This is a genomic window from Jatrophihabitans cynanchi (assembly GCF_027247405.1).
In the GTDB taxonomy this organism is placed as follows: Bacteria; Actinomycetota; Actinomycetes; order Mycobacteriales; family Jatrophihabitantaceae; genus Jatrophihabitans_B; species Jatrophihabitans_B cynanchi.
Genome location: NZ_CP097463.1, coordinates 1,398,245 through 1,419,122 on the forward strand (window position 1 = coordinate 1,398,245; position 20,878 = coordinate 1,419,122).

The window sequence follows — 20,878 nt, forward strand, 5'->3', positions numbered from 1 at the left end:
GTCGCGTGCCCGCGAACTGCCGTAACGAAGGGTTGATCCGTGGTCGGAACATATATCGGCGAACGCGTACCGCGTGTCGAAGATCGCCGCCTGCTCACCGGCCGGGGCCAGTTCGTCGACGATCTCCGGCTTCCCGACATGCTGCACGCGTGCTTCGTCCGCAGCCCGCACGCTCACGCCCGCATCATCGAGACGGACGTCTCAGCGGCGCTCGCCGTGCCCGGCGTCGAACGCGTCCTCCTCGGACGCGAGATGGCCGAGCTCCTGACCCGCCTCACGAGCTTCCACGAGCTGCCCGGGTTGCGCCGGATCGAGTTCGACGCCATGGCGGCGGAAAAGGTGCGCTTCGTCGGCGACATCGTCGCGCTCGTCGTGGCCGACTCGCGGTACACGGCGGAGGACGGCTGCGACCTCGTCGACGTGGAGTACGAGGTGCTGCCGCCGGTGACCTGCATCGCCGAGGGTTTGCGCGACGGCGCAGCACTGGTGTTCGAGGAGGCGGGCACCAACGAGCTGTTCCAGGACGCCGCGACGTACGGTGACACTGCGGGCGTGTTCGACCGCGCCCATAACGTCACACGGGCGACCTTCCGCCAGCATCGCCAGGCACCGTGCCCGATGGAGACGCGCGGCGGGGTCGCGAGCTACGACCCCTTGAGCGGGGAGCTGACCTATCACGCGAGCACGCAGAGCGGGCACAGCCTGCGCCAGGCGATCGCTCGCTTCCTCCGCCACCCCCTCCAGCTGACGCGCGTCGTCGCGCGTGACAACGGCGGCTCGTTTGGCGAGAAGTTCACCGTCACCCGCGAGGATCTCTGCGTCTGCGCCGCGAGCAAGGTGCTCGGTCGGCCGGTGAAGTGGGTGGAGGACCGGCGAGAGAACCTTATGGCCGGCGGCCATGCCCGCGAGGACGTCATGTTGGCCGAGCTCGCCTTCGATGCCGACGGCACGATCCTGGGCCTCAGGGCGGACCTCACCGTCGACGCCGGTGCCTATCCGGCGGTCCGGCTGTACATGCCCGCTGAGCTGTGCTCGTCGGTGCGGGAGGACATGCCGAGCGCGTACCGTTTGCCGTCCTTTGATCTCACCTGCCGGACCGTTGCCACGAACAAGGCCACCTACGTCGCTTACCGAGGCCCGTGGGAGGTCGAGACCTGGGTCCGCGAGCGGCTGATCGACGAGGCGGCGCACGAGCTCGGGCTCGACCCGGTCGAGTTTCGGCGCCGGAACCTCGTCCGGCGTGACGAGCAGCCGTACACGACCGTGACCGGCGCCGTCCTCGACGAGGTCACCGCCGTCGAGACGCTGGAGACCGTCGTCCGCGCCCTGGACTACGACGAGCTGCGGGCGCGGCAGCTGGCCGCCCGCGCCGAGGGCAGGTACGTCGGCATCGGCGTCGCCGCGCACATCGAGCACAACGGTCGTGAGGGCATCACCGAGCGAACGACGGTGAAGGTGGAGCTCGACGGCACCGTCACGGTGCAGACCGCCCAGCTGCAGACCGGGCAGGGGCACGAGACCACGCTCGCTCAGCTCATTGCCGACGAAATGTCGGTGCCTCTCTCGCACGTCCGGCTCGTCTACGGTGACACGAGCCGCGTCCCGTTCAAGGTGATCGGCACCGGCGGCAGCATGGCGTCCACGATGGCGACCGGTTCGGTGCTCGCCGCCACGCGCCAGGTGATGGAGCAGATCCGGCGGGTCGGCGCGCACCTGCTCGAGTGCGACCCGGGCGATGTCGAAATCCGCAACGCGTTGGTCGGCGTACGCGGCATCCCGTCCTCGGCCATCCCGCTGGGCGACCTTGCCGCCACGACCTACTTGCGTCCGCTGCGAATCCCCGTGGGCATGGATCCGGCGCTGGAGGCGACGGCGACGTTTTCATGGCCGGGGCATCAATGGACGGTCGCCACGCACGGTTGCGTCGTGGAGGTCGACCCGCGTACCGGCCGGGTGCGCATCGACCGGTACGTTGCCGCCGTTGACTGCGGTACCGTCATCAACCCCGGGATCGTCGAGGGGCAGATCCGCGGCGGCATCGCCAACGGCGTCGCCGGTGTCCTGTACGAGCACTGCGTGTATGACGAGAGCGGCCAGTTCCTGACCACGACATTCATGGACTACCTTGTCCCGACCGCCGCTGAGGTGCCGACGGTCGAGATCCACCTCATGCCCGGGCCGGAGGGCGAGGTGCGGCCCCGCGGCGTCGGCGAGACCGGCGCCATTCTCGCGCCCGCCGCGGTGACCAATGCCATCGCCGACGCGCTGCGGCCGCTCGGCGTGTCGATCCACGAGCAGCACCTGCCGCCGTCGGTGATCGTCGGGCTCATCGAGCACGCCGCCGACTCGATGGTGCCGGCATGAGTGCGTGGCCGTTCGGGGTCGACGTCCACCACCACCTCATGGTGCCGTCGTATCCGGCCGCGGCCCGGGAGCAGGGTGCGGGCGATCCGGAGTGGGCTGCCGCGCACTACATCCTCACCTCGCAGGCGCTCGATTCCCCTGTCGTCACCCTCGCCGGCCGCAGCGCGTTGATGCTCGAGGCCGGGATCGGCACCGCGCTGCTGTCGGTTCCGGCCGTGTACTTCCCGACCCGCTCCATCGCGGTCGCCGCTGCCTGTGAGAGCAACCGCGAGCTGCTCACGGCGGCGAGCACCGAGCCCGAGCGGTTCCGGGTGATGGCCTCGCTGCCGGTGCCGTTTGCGGACGCCTGCCTGGCCGAGCTCGACAAACTCGCCGGCCATGACCTCGTCGCCGCGGTGATCATGCCGCCAGGCTCGTCGAGCTGGCGGCTGGACGACCCGTCGTTTCGGCGGGTGTGGGCCGCGCTGGCCGAGGCTCGGCTGCCGGTGCTGCTGCACCCCTCGCAGGAGCCGTGGCGCCCGCCCCTCGACCGCTGGCGGCTTGGCCCCGGCATCGGCGTCCCGGTCGAGACCTCGATCGCCGCGCTCGAACTCATTCTCAGCGGCACGCTCGACGAGGTGCCGCAACTGGAGCTGATCGTCCCGCAGCTCGGTGGCGTGCTGCCGTACCTGACGCAGCGGCTCGTCGACCGCGGGCATGGAGACGCCGAGCACGACGTGGCGCACTACCTGCGGCACCGCCTGTTTTACGACAACAACTCCTACCACGCGCCGGCGCTGCGCTGCGCGGTCGAGACGGTCGGCGCCGGACGGATCCTGCTCGGATCGGACTACCCGTTCCGCGGCACTCTGACCGACTGCATTGCCGACATCACCGAGTCCAACCTCGATCCAGGCGACAAGCACGCCATCCTCTGTTCAACGGCCGGCACGCTCTTTTCCTGCGCGGGCGGTAGTCAGTCGTCGGCCGGCGCGCTGTCCAGCAACGCCTCGAGCAGCCGAACGAGCGAGGTCTGATCGTTCTTGCCTAAGCCGGCGATGAGCCGGCGGTTCATCTGCACCACCTTCGGCCCGAGGTCGCTCACCACCTGCCGCCCCGACCGGCTCAAGTGCAAGACGTTGCGCCGCTGGTCGCTCGGGTCGCGGAAGGTCAGGACCAGACCACGCTGGACGAGCCGGTAGACGACGTCGCCGACCGTGGACTTGTCGATCCCGACCTCCTCCCCGGCCGTCTTCTGGTCGATGCCCGGCTCGGCGAGGATTGCGTTGAGGATGCCGTACTGCGGCGACGTGATCTCGACCGATACGTCGTTGAGCCACATACGCTTGTGCAGCTGCTGCGCGAGGCGGATAAGGTGACCAGGCAGATCCTGCACGTCGACGGCGACGAGTTCGCCGCCGGAACGGCGCCGTTTCGCAATCATGGGTGTACGGAGCATAGCGCAGCGAGCCGGACGCCCGCCGTCACTCGAAAAACTGCGGCTGCGACCAGTGCTGCGGCACGTACGCGGCCCGGTAGTGGATCGCCGGCGCGTCCCCCATCTCGGCAGCGATCGCCCGCTGCGCCTCGACCGGGTCGCTTCGCGTGTAGTGCAGATACACAAAGCACTCCGACTCGGTCTCCGCAGCCGAGCTGAGGGTCAGGGCCGACACGATGGACCCGCCGGCGAACAGCCGCGGCAGGACTTCGCGGTCGTACGCGTTGCGCCACTCGCCGCCGTCGCCCGGTGCGCGACCGACGGTGAGCACGAGGCCGACGTGCGGCACGAGCGGGACGGCGTCCTCAGAGAGTCCGAGCGCGGGGTCGGAGTAGCCGCGGACGGGTCGTGCGTACTCGCGCCAGGTGATGCGGAAGTCCCGCCCCATCGGCTGCAGCCGCCCGAGCGCCCGCAGCTTGCCGGCCAAGCCGAACATGTCCGCGCGCAGCTGGGCTGGGGCGACGCTGCTCCAGTAGGTCAGCAGGTACTGCCCGCCGTCGGTGACCGGGCTGTCGGCCCCGAACTCGCGCGTCTCGAGCGAGCCCGGCGCCGCGATCCACCGGCCGGAATGGAACACGTGCGGAATCTGCCCGACGTTCTCCGGCCGGTGGTCGAAGTCATGCCACTCCAGGAAGGACCGGTGCCGGCCTGGCGGGCAGGAGATCAACCCGACGAACACCCCGCCGGCCTTCACCGGCCTTCGCCGATCCGACCGTCCCAGTCATCGAAGACGTCACCGACGACGCACTCCAGCATCTCGGCCGCCTCCATCTGGCCGTACAGCAGGCCGCTCATCGCCGTTATCAGGGTGTCCTCCTTGGAAGCGCCGAGGTAGCGGGCGAGCAGGACGTTCTCACGCAGCAGCTCGGTATTGACCGCATACGTGCTGACCTTGATCGCGGCCAGCGGCAGCAGCTGGGCCGGCAGGGTCGAGACGAGGTTCTCGTAGCGGTTGCGCCAGGCCTTGAGCGCGTCGGGACGGTGCCGGCCGAGGAAGCGGACGTAGCCGGGCACCTGGCCCAGCGCGGCGCGGTACCAGTCCTCGAGCCGTTCGAGCTCGCCCGGGAGCAGACGAGGCTCGGAGAAGTCCAGCCCAGACGCGAGCAGCGCGCGTCCCTGCTGCCACCCTCCACGGTCGGCCGAATCGGACGGCTCCTGCCACTGGTAGTCGCGGAGCGCGGTGGCGATGACCTCACCGCCCTGCGCGCCGGCGTGGTACAGGCTGATCGCTAGGCCCTCGAAAACCTCATCCTTCGTCGAGTGGCCGGACGTCTGCTGGATGTGCACGATGTAGCGGATGCCCTCGAGGTACCCGGTCCGGGCGTACCACGCGATGTTCGCGAAGTTGGTCGCCGTCAACGGAAGCCAACGGTCGAACGGCACCGCCGTCTGCGCGGCGAACAAGCGGTACCGCTTGACCGCCGACGGGTTGTTCGCCAGGAAGAAGTCGAACCCCGCATGCGGGCGGCCCTGCAGGCGGATGTAGTGCTCCTGGAAGGCAGCGATCTCATCGGCGGTCACGTGGTCGAGATCGGACAGGTCGAGCCCGCGCGCCTGCGGCGGGGGCAGCGCATCGCGAGTCACGCGACGATTATGGCACGCAAATGCTCCGTATACGGAGTAGGGTCGGCGTCAACGCAAGCTCCCAGTCCGGGCGGAGGCATTCTTCGTGTCAGAGCACGAGTCAGTGACGCGATCCGGGCGTGGCCCACTTCATGGCGTCCGGGTGGTCGACCTCTCCGACACCTTCATGGCTCCGTACGCCAGCCTGCTGCTGGCGCAGATGGGTGCGGACGTCGTCAAGGTCGAGTTGCCGGCTGGCGACATCACCCGGCAGATCGGTGACTTCACGGGCCGGGCCGCCGGTCCGATTTTCCTGAATACCAACCGTGGGAAGCAGAGCGTCGTCCTCGACGTGCGGGCTTCCGAAGACTACGAGCGCTTCGTCGAGCTGATCCGAGGTTGTGATGTCTTCCTGCACAACCGCCGCCCCTCGGCAGCCGCGCGCCTGCGCATCGACTACGCGACGCTGCGTGCGGTCAACCCCGCGCTGTTGCACTGCTCTGCGGTGGGTTTCGGTAGCGCCGGGCCGTACGCCGACCGGGCGGCGTACGACGACGTGATCCAGGCGGCCTGCGGCATGGCTGCCGTGCAGACCGGATCCGGTGAGCCGGCGTACGTCCGCACGCCGGTGGCCGACAAGGTCACGGGACTGCTGGTGTTCGGGGCCATTTCCGCCGCGTTGTACGAGCGAGGGCAGTCGGGTCAAGGACAAGCGCTCGAGGTGCCGATGTTCGAGACGATGATCTCGTTCCTGGCCCTCGAGCAGCAGTTCGGCTTCGTGTTTGACCCGCCGCTTGGCACTACCGGGTACTCGCGCACTGATTCGCCGTATCGGCGCCCCTACCGCACGGCGGACGGCCTCATCGGCGTCGTCGTGTACACCGACGCTCAGTGGCGATCGTTCTTCGAACTGGTGGGGCGAGACGATCTGGCGACCGACGCCCGGTTCGCCACGATGGGCGGGCGCACCGAGCACGTCGACGAGCTGTACCGGTTCCTCGAGGACGAACTGCGCGCCCGGTCGACCGCGCAGTGGCTGGAAGCGCTGGCTGACCGCGGTATTCCCGCGAGTCGGGTGAACACGATCGCCGAAGTCTTCAGCGACGAGCACGTGGTGGCGACCGGGCTGTTCGTTACCGATATCCACCCCGAGGCCGGCCGCCTTCGTACCGCGCGCGTGCCGGTCACGTTCTCGCGCACGCAGCCAGACCCGGTGCGGCCGGCCCCGACGCTGGGTGAGCACGACCGGCTCGTCCGTGCGGGCGCGTCAACTCCCCAGCGCGGGGCGCACCTCGCGGGCGAAGGTCTCGATGCCGTCGAGCAGCGCGGGGAGGTCTTCCCCTCGCGGGATGAACACGACTTGGCGCACCCCGGCATCCCGTAGCTCCGCTACCCGGCGCAGCATCCGGTCGCCGTTGGTCGGCATGCCGGTGGCCAGGCTGATTCCCACTGCGGCGGCGTCGCTGCCGGCCCGCTCGCAGGCGCGCGCGATACCGGATCGAGCAGAGGCGATGCGCTCGCGCTGGTAGCCGATGCCGTGCCAACCGACAGCCTGGCTGTTCGCGATGCGCGCCCACACCCGCGGCCCCTGGCCGCCGATCCAGATCTCAGGTCCGCCCCGTTGGGCCGGACGCGGCTCGGCTACGACCTGGGCGAACTCGACGTGTGGGCCGGGCGCGGATGCCGCCCCATCGGTCCATAGCGTCCGCAACGCTAGTAGCTGTGCGTCGAGGACGGCGCCGCGCGCGTCGAAGTCGGCCCCTAGCGCGGCGAACTCCTCGCGCCACCAGCCGGTCGATACGGCGAGCACTACGCGGCCGCAGGAGAGCACGTCCAGGGTGGCGACGGCCTTCGCGGTCAGCAGCGTCTCGCGCATAGGCAGGACGAGCACGCTCGTCCCGAGGCCGATCCTTTCGGTGGCGCCGGCCACCACGGCCAGCATCGTGAGTACCTCGAGGTACCCGTCTTCAGCTCTGAAGGGCGGCTCGCCGCTGGCGCTGTAGGGGTAGCTCGCCGATGACTCGGCGGGGAAGACGATGTGGTCGCTGGCCCAGACGGAGTCGAAGCCTGCCGCCTCGGCCTCCCGTGCCAGGCGGAGGAGTGGCTCGCGGGTCGCGTATCCCCCCCACTGGGGCAGCTGGAACCCGACCCTGATCGGCGAGCTGGCCACGCGATTCATCCTCCTCGGCCCGGCTACGGCTATTCCGCAGTGTACGGATGATTCCAGAGGTCGACCACTGTTGCAATTGCTATGCGGGCGAGAATGCCTTACGCAAGAGCTATGAGCGCATTACTCCGTAGAGCTACTATCTATCTGTGATAGCCACTGGTTCGACTGGTCGGGCGGAACGTTTCGACGTTGCGATCGTCGGGTACGGGCCGGTCGGAGCGGTCCTCGCAGGCCTGCTCGGCCGGCGCGGTCACAAGGTGTTGGTCCTCGACCGGGAACCCGGCGTGTACCCGCTGCCGCGCGCAGCCCACATCGACCACACCGGCCTGCGCGTGCTTCAGGAGCTGGGCTGTCTCGAGCGCCTGCTGCCCCCGATGCTCCCGAACCCGGGCACCGACTGCGTCACGGCCGACCGCAACCTGCTATTCCGCCTGCCGAGTGACCGCCCGACGCCGTACTCCCTGCCGGCTAGCATGTACTTCTACCAGCCTGTGTTCGACGCCGAGCTGCGGCGCCGGGTTGCCGAGTTGGGGACCGTCTCCGTCCGGCTCGGTCACGAGGTGCGGCACCTCGAGGACGTCGGGGACGTCGTCCGCCTGCAGGTGGCCGGGCCGGATGGCGCCGGCACCACAGTCGAGGCGGACTGGGTCGTCGGCTGCGACGGTGCGTCCAGCACTGTCCGCGAGAGCATCGGCGTCGAACGGGAAGGCTTCGGGTTTGCCGAGCAGTGGCTCATTTTCGACCTCAAGCTCTCAACGCCACCGCCATCTTTGCCCTCACTCGCCGTCCAGGTCTGCGACCCCGCCCGGCCGCGCACCGAACTGCCGATGCCCGATAACCGGTTCCGCTTCGAGTTCATGCTCATGCCTGGTGAGGATGCGGCCGAGATGATCCGACCGGACGTGGCCGAGGAACGGTTGCTCGGCCCGTTGCTGCCGCCCGGGTCCGCGACCATCGAGCGAACGGCGACCTACACGTTCCTCGGCGCGGTCGCCTCGTCGTGGCGGCGCGACCGCGTGCTGCTGGCCGGCGACGCCGCCCACCTCATGCCGCCGTTCCTGGGCCAGGGCATGTGCTCGGGCATCCGGGATACGGCCAACCTCGCCTGGAAGCTCGATCGGGTGCTTGCGGCTGGCGCGCCGCACGAGCTGCTGGACACGTACGGGCTCGAACGGCGCCCGCACGTCTCGCACGTCATCGGCACCGCGATCGAGTTCGGCCGGGTCATCTGCAAAACGGATCCCACGGAGGCCGCCCGCCGGGACCGCCAACTACTGGCCGACCCCCGACCATTCGACGAACGGTTCACCTTCCGGCTGCCGCCGTTGACCTCGGGTCCGCTCGTCCTGGAGGGTGGCGGTCGACTCTTTCCACAGCCAGTCGCCGGCCTAGACGATTGGATCGGGCAGCGGTTCCTGGTGTTCGGCGCGGACGAGGCCGTACTGGGCGAAGCGGGCCGGTGGTGGCGCGCGCAGCCGGACGTGCTCGTCAGCGTGCTGGCCGACATTCCCGATCCATCCGGGCGGATCGAGGCGTGGCTGGCGCGCACGGGCCGCCGAGTCGCGATCGTGCGCCCGGATCGCTACGTGCTCGCGGTGACCGATGATATCGACGCGGCGACCGACCAGGTGGCGCCGCTGCTCGGCCGGGGCAGCGCCGCGTGACCGGGGAGCTCCGCGACGTCGTCACAACCGCCGAGCGCGAACTCGAGTACATCGCTGGCGGGCTGTGGGATGACTCGCTGCTCGCCGATCGGGTCGCTGCCCACGCGGCCGCCACGCCGAACGCGCCGGCAGTGCGCGACGACTACGGCGTCGTCGCGAATTATGCGCAGCTTGATCGGGACGCGTCGCGAGTGGCGACGCTGCTCGCTGAGCTCGGCGTCCGGCCCGGCGATGTCGTCGCGCTGCAGCTACCCAATTGGTACGCGAGCGCGGCCATCGCCGTCGGGGCCACGCGCGCCGGCGCGGTCGTCAACCCGATGTTGCCGAGCTACCGCGAGCGGGAGCTGCGGCACATGCTGCGCATCGCGCAGACCAGCGTGATATTCACCCCGGGCCGATACCGGTCGTTTGACAACGACCGGTTGGCGGAGTCGCTCCGCGCCGAACTGCCGCTCTTGCGCCACCACCTCGTTGTGACACCTGATTTGGACGCGCTGCCCGGGCTGGCTGACGCGCGCGACCGGCAGGCCGCGTCGCCGCGGCCGGCCTCCGCAGTCGCGGAGCTCATATTCACCTCGGGCACCGAGGCCGAGCCCAAAGCCGTCATGCACACCGAACGCACCCTCAACTGCAACCTACGGGCGACGTGGTCGGCGTTGGGCATGACGCCGGCCGACTCGGTGTGGATGCCGGCACCGATCGGTCACTCCACCGGCTTCAACCACGGCCTTCGACTCGCGCTGTATTTCGGTCTGCCGTTGCTGCTTCAGGACGTGTGGGACGCCGGTCGGGCCGCCGCACTGGTCGAGCGCCACCGACCCACGCACACTTTGCTGTCCTCGACCTTCCTTCGCGATCTGGTGGCCGCCGCCGGCAACGGCGCCGGCGACGTAACGAGCCTGCGGCTATTCGGCTGCGGTGGTGCGATAGTGCCTCCGGAGCTGGTTGACGCGGCGGCCGGCGTCGGCATCCAGTGCCTGCGGCTGTACGGCGCGACGGAGTTCCTGGTGGCGACATGGGTGCGCCCGGGCTCGTCCGACGCGCACCGGACCTTCACCGACGGGCTGCCGCTCCCCGGGGTCGACGTTGAGGTGCGCGACGCGGCAGGCCGGGCCGTGGTCGGCGAGACCGGTGATATCTACGTCCGCTCGGCGAGTAATGCGGTGGGACTGTTCCGCGATCCCGAACGCACCGGCGCGACGTTCGTCGACGGGTGGATCCGCTCCGGCGATCTGGGAGTGCTCGACACCGATGGCGGGCTGTCGCTGACCGGTCGACGCAAGGAGATCATCATCCGGGGCGGGCTGAACATCACCCCCCGCGAGATCGAGGAGGTCGTGCAGGTGCTGCCGGCTGTGCGAACGGTCGTGGTCGCCGGCGTCACCGACGAGCGGCTAGGGGAGATCACCTGCGCGTTCGTGGTGCTCGAGCCCGGCAGCAGCCTCGCCTTCGACGAGCTCGCCGAGCACCTGCAGTCCCAGGGCCTGGCGCGGTTCAAGTGGCCGCAGCGGCTGGAGATCGTGGCCGAGATGCCGACCACGGCCACCGGCAAGATCCGCAAGCACGTCCTCATCGAGCAGTTGCGAACCGGCACGCCGTCGACTCAGGCGGCGCCAGCCTCAACGAACCCGAGCAGCGTCTGACCGTCGACTTCATAGCAACGCGCCCACACCCGGGCCCCCGAGGACAGGCTTCCGGCGAGCAGCCGGCCGAACAGCCGCGGCCCCTCGTCCAGGTTCACCGCGAGGACGGTGTACGGCTCGTCGCCGACAAAGGCCGGGGCGAGACTGCGCCGCACCGTCGTCCAGGAGTAGACCGACCCCGCGCCGGACGCGGGCACGACTCGGGCGCCGGGCGACCCGCAGTACGGGCAGCACGGCAGCGGCGGGCAGCGATCTCGCCCGCACACGTCGCACTGCTGGAGCAGCAGGACGCCCTCGGCGAGGGCACCCCACCACGCCGCGCTGTCAGCGTCCATGACCGGGGCGATCAGCCCCCGCGGCTGGTCAGTCATCGGAACTCAGGACCAGGGCCGAGCCGTCCATCCAGGCGCCGGACGTGACCACGCAGTTGCGCGCGGCCGGAACCTGGTTCACCGCGCGGCCCTGCACCTGCAGCACCCCCTCGGCGACCGTATTCATGCCGTGCAGGTATCCCTCACAGAGCAGCCCGCCGTGCGTGTTGACCGGCACCCGCCCCGCACGGACGAAGTCCGCGCCGCCGCCGCGACCGGCGAGCCCGAGACCCTCTACGCTCATCAGCACCACGCTGGTGAAGCAGTCATAGATCTCGGCGACGTCGACGTCGGCCGGTCCGATGCCGGCGCGCTTCCACAGGTCATCGGCCAACCGGCCGGTGTAGTTGCGCGACCAGTCGTCACAGTACAGCGGATCCCCGATGTCGAGACCGGGACGAGGCACCGCCGAATACGCGCCGCTGCGGATCACAGCGGGCCGCCGGGGCAGGTCACGCGCACGATCCAGCGAGGTGACGACGACAGCACAGGCACCGTCGACCTCCGTTGTGCAGTCCGCCACGCGGAACGGGTCAGCGAGCAGCGGCGAGGCGAGGTACTTGTCAAGTGTCAACGGCTCGCGCACCACGGCCCGCGGGTTCGTCGCCGCGAACTCTCGCTGGGCGACGGCAACCGCGCCGAGGTCCTGTTCGGACGCACCCGTCTCGACCAGGTAGCGGCGCGCCCACATCGCGATGTACTGCGGGTACGCGGTCAGGCCCATGGGATAGCGGTACTGTCCACCGATGCCCGCGGCCACGGTCGACCCCACCCGCACCGCGCTGCGGCCGTTCAACGCACGGAAGCACACCACCGTCGAAGCAAGACCGCTCGCCACTGCCATCGCCGCGTTCAGCACCACGTAGCAGGGCGCCTGCCCGCCGAGGGACATGTCCAACAGGTACCGGGGCGCCGGCAGCCCCAGCGCAGTGGCCACAGCCTGGGCCGGCACCGAGTCGTCGAAGAGGCTGTAGCTGACGATGCCGTCGACGTCCGCGAGCGTCAGACCGGCGTCTTCGACCGCCGAGCGAGACGCCTCTGTTGCCTGAGAGAGCACGCTGCGGCCGGAGTCGCGCGAGAACGCCGTGTACCCGACGCCGCTGATCGCCGTACGCCCGGCGAACGTCACGACTGCCCTCGGGCACCGTCGCGCAGCTTCGCCGCCGCAAGGTGCACGCCGTCCAGGATGCTGCCGTAACCGGTACAGCGACAGAGGTTCCCGCTCATCCCCGCACGGATCTCCGCCTGACTCGGATCGGGGTTGTCCCGAAGGAATTCCAACGCAGTCATGAGGAAGCCGGGCGTGCAGAAGCCGCATTGGAAGGCGTTGCACTCGCTCATCGCCTCTTGTAGCGGATGGAAGCTGCCGTCCTCGGCGGCGATGCCCTCGATTGTCTGCACTTCGCGCTCCGACGCCTGCACGGCGAAGACGAGGCACGAGCGCACGGCGGCGCCGTCGAGCAGCACCGTGCACGCGCCGCAGACCCCGTGCTCGCACCCGAGGTGGGTGCCGGTGAGGCGGCAGTCGTCCCGCAAGAAGTCGGCGAGCGTCTTGCGCGCCTCGACGGTCGCCCGGCGCCGGACGCCGTTGACGACCAGCTCCACCTCGACCCGGTCACCCATCGAGCTGGACCCGCCGATGCGCGTCGGCCAGCGCGCGTTCGGTCAGGGAGGCGGCCAGCTGCCGCCGGAACCTGACCGATCCGTGGATGTCGGAGTGCGGCTCGATCGACTCCGCGACCTGCGCGCCGGCGCGCACGAACAGCGTTTCGCCCGCTCGCTCGCCGGCCAGCATGGCCTCTGCCTCGGGTGGCCGCAGCGGCGTCGGACCGGCGCCGGCGATCGCGATCCGACCCTCGTCGACGGTGCCGTTCGGCGCGAGCCGCAGCATGGTCAGCACCGCGATGATCGCGAAGTCACCGCTGCGACGGCTGAATTCCTGAAAGCCCCACCCGGCGCCGCTCGGCCAAGCGGGGATCCGCACGTCGAGTAGCAGTTCGTCCGCCTCAAGGTCTGTCATGAGCGGCCCGACGAAGAAGTCCCGCGCATCGACGACTCGCTCGCGACCGTCGGCGCGCCGGGTTCGCAGCTGCGCATCGAGCGCGAGGGCGCACAGCGGCAGCTCGGACGCCGGATCGCCGTGCACCAGGCTGCCCCCGACCGTGCCCCGGTTACGAATCGGGAAGTGCCCGATGTGCGAGATGGCCTCCGGCAGCACGGGGCAGACCGCCGCGATCGCGGCCGAGCGTTCGACCGTGCGCTGCAGTGTCGCGGCCCCGATCGTCACTACGCCACTGTCGGTGACCGCGATCCGCGACAGTTCGGCGACGCCCGCGATGTCGACCAGGTGGGTCGGCCAGGAGAGCCGCACCGCCATCAAGGGGACGAGGCTCTGGCCGCCGGCGAGGAACTTCGCATCGTCGCCCAGCTCGCTGATCGTCGCCAAGGCGTCGTCGATGCTTTCAGCCCGGACGTATTCGAAGGGCGGAGGCTTCATGCGGTACCCAGATACTGCGCCGCGATGTCGTCGCGTCCGAGCGAGTCCGACGAGCCTGAGTACGCGACGGCGCCCTTGTTGAGGACGTAGGCCAGCGGACAGATCTCCAGCACGCGCTGCACGTACTGCTCGACGATGAGCATCGAGATGCCGGCGGCCGCCAGCTCGGTCAGGGCCTCGAAGAGCCGGTCGATCAGGCGCGGGGCCAGGCCCATGGAGATCTCGTCCACGAGGATGACCTTCGGGCGGGCGAGGACGGCACGCGCGAGGGCGAGCATCTGCTGCTCGCCGCCGGAGAGCGTGCCCGCGACCTGCTTCATCCGCGAGCCGAGCACCGGGAACATCTCTAGCACGCGACCGAGCTCGGCGTCGGCCATCCACGGCGGAACCTGCAGCTCCAGGTTCTCCCCGACCGTCAGCGACGGGAAGATGCCGCGCCCTTCGGGTATCAGGCACAGACCCTTCTGGGCTCGGCGGTGCGGGCGCAGGCGCGTGACGTCCTGACCCGCGAGGCGCAGCAGGCCGGCCGACGGGCGCAGCAGCCCCGAGATGACCCGCAGCAGAGTCGTCTTTCCGGCGCCGTTGGGGCCGAGCAGCGCGACCAGCGTCGCCGGTGGAACGGTGATGTCGACCGCGTGCAGCACGGGCGACGTGCCGTAGCCCGCGGTGAGACCCGAGACGGTCAGCAGCGCGTCCTCGGGCTGGTCGGTCGGCATCGGCGCCCCCGACACGGCTACCCCGGCCGTCATTGCGGTACCGGGGCGGACAGTTCGGCGTCCGCCTGTTCGGCGTACCGCCAGGCCCGCGGCGGGGCGGTATGCGGGTCGGCGCGGATGGCGTTCACGTCGAACCAGAACGGCAGCAGGTAGTGGACCAGGAAGTTACGCGCCAGCTTCGTGCCGTGTCGCTCGAGGGGCACGTCGCGCAGCCGGAGCCGGGAATCTTGTTTCTGGAACTCGAGGCAAGCGGCGTAGAGGGCGTCCACTTCTTCGATGCTGTCGCAGTGGATGCCCATGTGTGGGATGAAGAAGTCCGGCCCGTCAAGCACGCTGACGTCCTTGGGCGGCTGCATGGCGTCGTCCGACTCGGCCAGCAGGATGAATTGCCCGTCGTCGGGACGCAGCATGTGGCAGCTGTGGTCGTACACCGCCTGGAGGCTGGACGACCAACCGAAGACTCCACACCAGAATGCGTCAATGTCGGCGAGCGTCTCGCTCGTGAGGGATCCCGTCGGAAACGTCAGCTCGAGGTGATCCCATCGCTGCGACATCTCGCTCCTTCCGCACCCCGCTGAATGCTCGTCCCAGCCTGGAACGAACGCTCGCGATCCGACCTCTTACCCAAGCCGCGCGGGCCCCTTTGCAATCGTATTCAAATCTAGCGATGCGATCCTGCTCCGTCAATGATCCGCACACCATGTGCGACAAATTGGAGTCTCGTGCGTCGCTTCAGTGCTGCACGTCGTACGCCGCGGTGCCGGCGAGTCGGGACCGGGCCTCACGCTCGCGCACCGCGCCGACGAGGCGCAGCAGCTCACCCGGCCGTTCCTGCGGTACGCGCAGCAGGCCGTCCTCATTGCCGTGCAGCAGGTCTCCTGGTCGTACCCGCAGCCCGGCGACCTCGACCTCGATGTCCACCGCCGTGATCGTCCAGGTGCCGTGGGCAACGACGGTGCCGAGCGCGAAGGCCCACATGCCCAGTGGCCGGAGCCCGGCCAGGTCGCGGATGCCCGAACCGCTCACCACGCCCACGGCTTCGTGGCGGGCCAACCGGCTGCCGACGACGTCTCCGATATGACACCCGCGCGCCGGGTCCGGTCCGCTCTCCTGGCACACGACTACGCACGGCTTGGGCGAGCGTTCCACGGCAGCGATGAGATCCGGGTACAACCTCGTGTCGCCCTGGCGCCCCGGCGTGGTCGAATCGATCACCACGGTTACCGCGAAACCGACCATCGGCACCGGCTGCGGGATCAGGCAGCGCAGCCGCAGGTCGGCGTAGCCCTTCGTCGCGTCCCTCAGTTCCAGCTGTTCGACCGCGTTCGCCAGGGTCGCGCTGTCGACGCGCCGCAGCGCCTCGACCAGCTCGTCGGGGGTCACCTCGCCGCGTCGGGCACGGCCATCCGACCGGAGCGCAGCAGGCGACCGCCGCGCGCCTCCGTGGCCTCGCCGTCGCGGGTGAACACCTGGCCGTTGACGATCGTCGCGTCGTAGCCGGTCGCCCGCTGCTCGAGCCGCGACGCGCCGCCCGGAAGGTCGTGCACGACGTCCGGGACGAGGGGCGCCACCGTGTCGGGGTCGAAGATCGTGATGTCAGCTGCGTACCCGGGGGCGACCCTGCCGCGGTCGGGCAGCCGCCACATGAGGGCGGGCTGCAGGGTGATCATCCGGACGGCTTCCTCGACGGTGAACGCCTGCCGCTCGCGCACCCAGTAGGCGAGCAGGTGCGTCTGGATCGAGGCGTCCGCGACCTGGTTCAGGTGCGCGCCGGAGTCGGAGAACGTCATCGCGGTGTTCGGGTTCCGGAACAGCGGGACGAGCTCGTCCTCTTCGAGCGCCTCGAAGCCGAGGATCTGCGGGAAGAAGATGTGGAAGTCGTGTTCGAGCGCGATGTCGATCATCGCTTCGGCAGGGTCTACCCCGCGGCGCTTGGCCTCCTCGGCCACGGTTGGGTTTGGCAGGTACGGCGAGTACATGACGTGGATGCGGTCGTAGTTGGGCTTGAACGGATCGGCCGCGGTGGACGTGCGGTACTCGCCCTCGCGGGCCGCCCGGACGAGCCGCTCCCGGACGTCGGGATCGGTGAGCAGTGCCCGCTGCTCGCTCAGCGGACGGCTCCGAACCTGTTGCCACTCCGGCAGCTTGTCGAAGGAGACCCGGGTCTCGAATGACTGCATGATCCCGACACCGCGGCTGTGCGTGAGGCCCCACATGCGGCCGCCGCGCGCAACGGCGTCGTCGATGATGCGCACCGTCTCGTCCAAGCGGGCCGCCGGCAGCACGACGGGGACCCCGCTGGCCAGCGCGAGGTCGCGGAGACGCCGGGTGTGATCCTGGTTCGAGAGGCCGGGGTCGCCCGGCTGCCCGCTGGTCTGGAACACGCCCCGGCCCTTGCGGCCCATGAACGAGACGAGCTCGACGACCTCCTGCCAGTTGGCGAGCCGCGAGGCGACCGGCCGGTCCTGCGACGTCGTGTGGGACGGGTTGCGCGTCGTCGTGAAGCCGACGGCGCCGGCGTCGAGGGCGGCGGCGAGCTCCTGCCGCATGACCTCGAGGTCGTGTTCATTGGCCGCTTGCTCGAACGCGCGCTCACCCATGGCCCAGATGCGTAAAGCGGAGTGGCCGATCGAGCCGGCGTAGTTGATCCCCTTCGGCAGCGAGTCGACGGCGTCGAGGTACTCGGCGAAGCTCGACCAGTCGAATGGGATGCCCTCGTTCATCGCCGACGCCGGGATGTCCTCGGCGCGTTCGATGTGGCTGGTCACGAGTTCGCGGTCGGCGCCGCGGATCGGCGCGAGCGTGTATCCGCAGTTGCCCATGACGACGGTGGTAATGCCCTGGTAACAGGACGACGAGCCCAGCTGATCCCAGAAGACCTGCGCGTCCATGTGGGTGTGACCGTCGACGAAGCCGGGCGCGACTACGTGCCCGGCCGCGTCGACCTCCTCCCGACCGCCGCCGTCGACCTCCCCGACCGCGACGATGCGGTCGCCGATGACGGCGACGTCGCCGCGGTAGCCCGGGACACCCGAACCGTCGACGACGAGGCCGTTGCGGACAACGAGATCGAATTCCATGACGTTCCTCTCGGCTGCTGCGGCGGCACGGCCCCGGCCGCGACGCTGGTCTCAGGACGGGTAGACGCTCAGCGCGTACGCAGTGTCGAACAGTTCCCATACCTCGGCGATCAAACCGCCTTCGAACCGCAGGTGGTACGAGTAGAGGTTGTCGTAGGTCTCGCCGTTCTTCAGGGGCGAACGGATGCGCGTGAGCAGGACGACATCGTCGCCGCCCGCCGCCACCCGGACCACCTCGGGCGGCTCAGGCTTGACGAAGATCATGCGCCGGGCGTGCTCGTGCTGCGCGATGTACTCGTCGCGCGGATACACGTACGGGTCGGGCTTGTCGGCAGGCGCGCCGGGCGCGTTTCTTTCGCGAGCCATTCGCGCCGCGGTGCGCGCGAGGTGGTACTTGAGGTGTGGCGCCATGGTGCGGCGAAGACCACCGCTGTCGAAGCCGGTCATCGCCGCGATCCACTCCATCGCAACGTCCACGTTGCCGGGGCTGCCAGTCGTCGCTTCGGGTTCCTGGGAACTCGTCAAGGAACTTCCTTCCGGCATCTTGCAATCGTATTCATTCACGGTAGTGCGGGACAGTGCGAGCGTCAAGGTCAGGACGCGAGCCACCCGCCGTCGACGACGATCGCCTGGCCCGTGACGTAACGCGCTGCCTCAGACGCGAGGAACACGACTGCACCGGCGAGATCGGCGCCGGTGCCCGTGCGACCCATGGGGATGCGCGACTCGATCCAGCCGTGCCGCTCCGGATCGGCGAACATGGCCTCGGTCAGCTCCGTACGGAAGTAACCCGGTTGCACCGCGTTGACCGTCACGCCAAGCGAGGCCCACTCCACAGCCAGCGAACGGACGACGCCGAGCACCGCCGACTTGGAGGCCGCGTAGGCGCTCGTGTTGGCCACGCCGATGCTGCTGGTGAGCGAGGCAACGAAGACGTGCCGAGCGACCAACCGCTCGGGCCGCGCCGTCCGCATCAGTGCGGTGCTGAGGAAGAAGCCGGCGCTGACGTTGACCGCCATCAGCGACTGCCACTCGTCCCAGCCGACCTCGAGCGCGGGCTTGCGCGCCTGGATTCCGGCGGCGTGCACGACGACGTCGACGCCCCCGCAGCGTTCGCGCACGGAAGCCGCCAGGCGGTCAGACGCGCCGGGCGCCGCGAGATCCGCGGGGAGCACGTGCGCTCGTGCACCGAGGGCCGCGATCTCGTCGGCCGTGTGCTGCAGCTGCGGCGCGGAGCGCGCGGCTACGGCCACCTCGGCGCCGGCCTGTCCTAGTGCGAGCGCGATGCTGCGACCGAGCCCGCGCCCGCCTCCGGTCACCAGGGCGACGCGACCGGAGAGGTCGAACGATGGCAAGGCCACCTCATCGATAATCGTCATCGTCTCCAGCTCGGACCCGCTTGTGCGCTATGGTTTGGCTACGATTTCATTTTCGGGCGCGGCCCACCATAGCCGAGGTGCTGGCGGGCCAAAAGGACGAAGGTCGGTGCAGAAGATTGCCGAAGCGCCAAGCTCGAGACGGCGGACCGGATCGTCCGCGCCGTGACGCGAAGAAGGCCGACGCCGTCCCCGAGCCGCGCATGGCCTTCGGCGATCGACGCCTGACCAGTCGCGACGTCGCGGCGCTCGCCGGCGTGTCGCAGGCGACCGTGTCGCGCGTCCTCTCCGGCAGTGACCTCGTCAAGGAGAGCACCCGGCAAGCCGTCCTCCGCGCACTCGAGACGACCGGTTATGTGGTGAACGTGAGCGCTCGCACGATGCGCAGCGGCCGAACCGGGGTCATCGGTGTGGTCGTCACGCACATGACCAACCCGTTCTATCCTGAGCTGCTCGAGGCGCTGAGCAACGCGATCCACGCGAGCAACCATCGCATGATCCTCTGGGACGGTCGGCAGGACGGCGAGGCCGACGCCGCATCGGCCATCCGCGAGCGCGCGGTCGACAGTGTCATCTTCACGACGGCCACGCCGGCGTCCCGCCCCCTGCGCGAAGCGCTCGAGCAGGAGCTTCCAGTCGTCCTCGTCAACCGCTCGTTGCGCGGCGTCCGTTGCGACAGCGTGACGACCGATAATCTCGCCGGATCCCGCGCCGTGGCGCGCTACTTCATCGATGGCGGCCGCAACTATGTTGCCGCGATCGGCGGCCTGCGTGGCACCAGCACCGCCGACGAGCGGCTCCAGGGCTTCAAGAGCGGGCTGGCCGGCACCGGCAAGGGCGGCGCAACGCTCGTCGCGACGACCTCGGTCGACTGGAGCTACGAGGAGGGCGTACGCGCGTTCAACGAGATCCTCGAATCAAGGACCGTGCCGGACGCGATCTTCTGCGCCAACGACGTCCTCGCCTTCGGCGCGATGGACGCCGCTCGCGCGCGGGGCTTCGGCATCCCGGACGACATCTGGTTCGCCGGCTACGACGACATCGCCATCGCCGGCTGGGGCGCCTACGACCTCACTACGATCCGGCAGCCGCTGCGCCCGATGGCCGAGCAGGCGGTCAACATGGCACTGCACCGGCTCGCCGAACCCGGCCGGGCGCCGCAGCGCAGCCGGCTGACCTCGGAGCTGGTCGTCCGCGGCTCCACGGCGAACTACGCGAGTTCGGCGGTCTCGGCGGCGTCGTGAGGCGGGCCTCGATGCGCCGACTTAATACTTCGCTCGGATCTGCCCGCAGCCGTGGTCGGCCCCGCCTGAAGGTGCGGCAGGTCGACGTGCAGCGGCACCAACGGCGAAGGACAGGTCGCCCCGGTCCGCAGGATCGAGCGAGACGCCGGCCTCAGGCTTGGGCAGCGCTGCGCGTGTACGCCTCGAAGCGCTCCTTGATCGCGCGCGGGACGAGTTCGACGAGCAGTCCCGCCGGCGAGCGCAGGTAGCTCCCCGTCGGCCCCCCTACCTCGCGGCCGACCTCGAACTCGAGCTTCCAGTCGCTGTCTTGGAGCGCCTGCTTCGTAGACGGCACGTCGTCGCACCAGTAACCGAAGTGATGCGGGTTGACCAGGTCGGTCGCCGTGGGCATCGGCCCGACCGGGAAGTGCCCCAGTTCGACGTAGACCGGACCTTCCTTCGAGTAGACGGTGACCGCCTCCGCGGTGAAGGCCTGGCCGTCGGGAACCCAAGCGCTGTACGTACCGCGCATGACCGGCAGCCAGTTCAACCCGAGGTGCTCGCTGAGCAGGGCCATCGCGGCTTCGACGTCGGTCGCGTGCAAGAAGACGTGGTAGAGGTCGGTGTGGTTGAGCAGCGCGTCGCGCGGGACGGCGTTGCCTCCGGTCATCGTCGCTCCTAGGTAGGCCGACGGCAGTTCCATTGACGCCGGGCCGCCACCCATCGTACCGTTG

The 20,878-nt window shown here is 69.6% G+C and carries 21 protein-coding genes; 6 read left to right on the forward strand and 15 right to left on the reverse strand.

Features of this window, described 5'->3' with window-relative positions; all coding sequences use genetic code 11:
* Positions 1-39: 39 nt before the first annotated feature.
* Entirely contained in the window at positions 40-2,364 is a 2,325-nt protein-coding gene (locus M6B22_RS06765) for a xanthine dehydrogenase family protein molybdopterin-binding subunit (protein ID WP_269445003.1), read from the forward strand.
* Positions 2,361-3,380: an amidohydrolase family protein gene (locus M6B22_RS06770; protein WP_269445004.1), complete on the forward strand. Its 1,020-nt coding sequence runs from the start codon at positions 2,361-2,363 to the stop codon at positions 3,378-3,380. The genes M6B22_RS06765 and M6B22_RS06770 overlap by 4 nt, the downstream gene beginning before the upstream one ends.
* On the opposite strand, the gene M6B22_RS06775 is transcribed toward M6B22_RS06770, so the two are convergent.
* The 3 genes from M6B22_RS06775 to M6B22_RS06785 are packed head-to-tail and all read right to left on the reverse strand — an operon-like array spanning position 3,320 to position 5,425.
* Positions 3,320-3,787: a MarR family winged helix-turn-helix transcriptional regulator gene (locus tag M6B22_RS06775; protein WP_269445005.1), complete on the reverse strand. Its 468-nt coding sequence runs from the start codon at positions 3,785-3,787 to the stop codon at positions 3,320-3,322. The two genes, M6B22_RS06770 and M6B22_RS06775, sit on opposite strands and share 61 nt — an antisense overlap.
* Positions 3,788-3,827: 40 nt before the next feature.
* Complete coding sequence (locus M6B22_RS06780; protein ID WP_269445006.1) at positions 3,828-4,535, reverse strand: hypothetical protein; 708 nt, start codon at positions 4,533-4,535, stop codon at positions 3,828-3,830.
* Positions 4,532-5,425, reverse strand: a complete 894-nt coding sequence (locus M6B22_RS06785; RefSeq protein WP_269445007.1) for a hypothetical protein — start codon at positions 5,423-5,425, stop codon at positions 4,532-4,534. Before M6B22_RS06785 ends, M6B22_RS06780 begins: the two co-directional genes overlap by 4 nt.
* A gap of 142 nt (positions 5,426-5,567) precedes the next feature.
* Between M6B22_RS06785 and M6B22_RS06790 the strand changes: the two genes are divergently transcribed.
* A complete protein-coding gene (locus tag M6B22_RS06790; RefSeq protein WP_331459798.1) occupies positions 5,568-6,788 on the forward strand; it encodes a CaiB/BaiF CoA transferase family protein in 1,221 nt (406 codons plus the stop codon).
* On the opposite strand, the gene M6B22_RS06795 is transcribed toward M6B22_RS06790, so the two are convergent.
* Positions 6,672-7,574: a TIGR03619 family F420-dependent LLM class oxidoreductase gene (locus M6B22_RS06795; protein ID WP_269445009.1), complete on the reverse strand. Its 903-nt coding sequence runs from the start codon at positions 7,572-7,574 to the stop codon at positions 6,672-6,674. The genes M6B22_RS06790 and M6B22_RS06795 overlap by 117 nt on opposite strands.
* Before the next feature lie 146 nt (positions 7,575-7,720).
* Between M6B22_RS06795 and mhpA the strand changes: the two genes are divergently transcribed.
* Both mhpA and M6B22_RS06805 read left to right on the forward strand, forming a co-directional pair.
* The gene (gene mhpA, locus M6B22_RS06800) at positions 7,721-9,238 is read left to right on the forward strand and encodes a bifunctional 3-(3-hydroxy-phenyl)propionate/3-hydroxycinnamic acid hydroxylase MhpA (RefSeq protein WP_269445010.1); all 1,518 of its coding nucleotides are present in this window, start codon (positions 7,721-7,723) and stop codon (positions 9,236-9,238) included.
* Positions 9,235-10,881, forward strand: coding sequence for an AMP-binding protein (locus tag M6B22_RS06805; protein ID WP_269445011.1), 1,647 nt, complete (start codon positions 9,235-9,237; stop codon positions 10,879-10,881). Before mhpA ends, M6B22_RS06805 begins: the two co-directional genes overlap by 4 nt.
* Here the strand turns inward: M6B22_RS06805 and M6B22_RS06810 are convergent.
* From M6B22_RS06810 to M6B22_RS06855, 10 genes are all read right to left on the reverse strand, one after another.
* Positions 10,842-11,252, reverse strand: a complete 411-nt coding sequence (locus tag M6B22_RS06810) for a Zn-ribbon domain-containing OB-fold protein (RefSeq protein ID WP_269445012.1) — start codon at positions 11,250-11,252, stop codon at positions 10,842-10,844. The two genes, M6B22_RS06805 and M6B22_RS06810, sit on opposite strands and share 40 nt — an antisense overlap.
* Positions 11,245-12,381: a thiolase C-terminal domain-containing protein gene (locus tag M6B22_RS06815; RefSeq protein ID WP_269445013.1), complete on the reverse strand. Its 1,137-nt coding sequence runs from the start codon at positions 12,379-12,381 to the stop codon at positions 11,245-11,247. Before M6B22_RS06815 ends, M6B22_RS06810 begins: the two co-directional genes overlap by 8 nt.
* On the reverse strand, positions 12,378-12,875 hold the full coding sequence (locus M6B22_RS06820) for a (2Fe-2S)-binding protein (RefSeq protein ID WP_269445014.1): 498 nt from the start codon (positions 12,873-12,875) through the stop codon (positions 12,378-12,380). The genes M6B22_RS06815 and M6B22_RS06820 overlap by 4 nt, the downstream gene beginning before the upstream one ends.
* Positions 12,868-13,749 (reverse strand): FAD binding domain-containing protein, encoded by an 882-nt coding sequence (locus tag M6B22_RS06825; protein WP_269445015.1) that lies wholly within the window; start codon positions 13,747-13,749, stop codon positions 12,868-12,870. The genes M6B22_RS06820 and M6B22_RS06825 overlap by 8 nt, the downstream gene beginning before the upstream one ends.
* Positions 13,746-14,465, reverse strand: coding sequence for an ABC transporter ATP-binding protein (locus M6B22_RS06830; RefSeq protein WP_269445016.1), 720 nt, complete (start codon positions 14,463-14,465; stop codon positions 13,746-13,748). Before M6B22_RS06830 ends, M6B22_RS06825 begins: the two co-directional genes overlap by 4 nt.
* Positions 14,466-14,494: 29 nt before the next feature.
* Entirely contained in the window at positions 14,495-14,896 is a 402-nt protein-coding gene (locus M6B22_RS06835; RefSeq protein ID WP_269445017.1) for a hypothetical protein, read from the reverse strand.
* A 301-nt stretch (positions 14,897-15,197) separates the two neighbouring features.
* A complete protein-coding gene (locus M6B22_RS06840) occupies positions 15,198-15,848 on the reverse strand; it encodes an RraA family protein (RefSeq protein ID WP_269445018.1) in 651 nt (216 codons plus the stop codon).
* Positions 15,845-17,545: an N-acyl-D-amino-acid deacylase family protein gene (locus M6B22_RS06845; protein WP_269445019.1), complete on the reverse strand. Its 1,701-nt coding sequence runs from the start codon at positions 17,543-17,545 to the stop codon at positions 15,845-15,847. The genes M6B22_RS06840 and M6B22_RS06845 overlap by 4 nt, the downstream gene beginning before the upstream one ends.
* 51 nt (positions 17,546-17,596) lie before the next feature.
* A complete protein-coding gene (locus M6B22_RS06850) occupies positions 17,597-18,136 on the reverse strand; it encodes a nuclear transport factor 2 family protein (protein WP_269445020.1) in 540 nt (179 codons plus the stop codon).
* Between the two features lie 2 nt (positions 18,137-18,138).
* Positions 18,139-18,924, reverse strand: a complete 786-nt coding sequence (locus M6B22_RS06855; protein ID WP_269445021.1) for an SDR family NAD(P)-dependent oxidoreductase — start codon at positions 18,922-18,924, stop codon at positions 18,139-18,141.
* Positions 18,925-19,001: 77 nt separating this feature from the next.
* Between M6B22_RS06855 and M6B22_RS06860 the strand changes: the two genes are divergently transcribed.
* Positions 19,002-20,165, forward strand: a complete 1,164-nt coding sequence (locus tag M6B22_RS06860) for a LacI family DNA-binding transcriptional regulator (protein WP_269445022.1) — start codon at positions 19,002-19,004, stop codon at positions 20,163-20,165.
* 151 nt (positions 20,166-20,316) lie between these two features.
* Here the strand turns inward: M6B22_RS06860 and M6B22_RS06865 are convergent, their stop codons facing one another.
* Positions 20,317-20,814 (reverse strand): VOC family protein, encoded by a 498-nt coding sequence (locus tag M6B22_RS06865; RefSeq protein WP_269445023.1) that lies wholly within the window; start codon positions 20,812-20,814, stop codon positions 20,317-20,319.
* Between the last annotated feature and the right edge of the window lie 64 nt (positions 20,815-20,878).

What these genes read in the sequence shown, in the direction of transcription:
- M6B22_RS06820 (WP_269445014.1), bottom strand. Translation starts at nt 12,875, where the DNA reads ATGGGTGACCGGGTCGAGGTGGAGCTGGTCGTCAACGGCGTCCGGCGC.
- M6B22_RS06810 (WP_269445012.1), bottom strand. Translation starts at nt 11,252, where the DNA reads ATGACTGACCAGCCGCGGGGGCTGATCGCCCCGGTCATGGACGCTGAC.
- M6B22_RS06825 (WP_269445015.1), bottom strand. Translation starts at nt 13,749, where the DNA reads ATGAAGCCTCCGCCCTTCGAATACGTCCGGGCTGAAAGCATCGACGAC.
- M6B22_RS06770 (WP_269445004.1), top strand. Translation starts at nt 2,361, where the DNA reads ATGAGTGCGTGGCCGTTCGGGGTCGACGTCCACCACCACCTCATGGTG.
- M6B22_RS06855 (WP_269445021.1), bottom strand. Translation starts at nt 18,924, where the DNA reads ATGACGATTATCGATGAGGTGGCCTTGCCATCGTTCGACCTCTCCGGT.
- M6B22_RS06830 (WP_269445016.1), bottom strand. Translation starts at nt 14,465, where the DNA reads ATGCCGACCGACCAGCCCGAGGACGCGCTGCTGACCGTCTCGGGTCTC.
- M6B22_RS06865 (WP_269445023.1), bottom strand. Translation starts at nt 20,814, where the DNA reads ATGACCGGAGGCAACGCCGTCCCGCGCGACGCGCTGCTCAACCACACC.
- M6B22_RS06775 (WP_269445005.1), bottom strand. Translation starts at nt 3,787, where the DNA reads ATGATTGCGAAACGGCGCCGTTCCGGCGGCGAACTCGTCGCCGTCGAC.
- M6B22_RS06845 (WP_269445019.1), bottom strand. Translation starts at nt 17,545, where the DNA reads ATGGAATTCGATCTCGTTGTCCGCAACGGCCTCGTCGTCGACGGTTCG.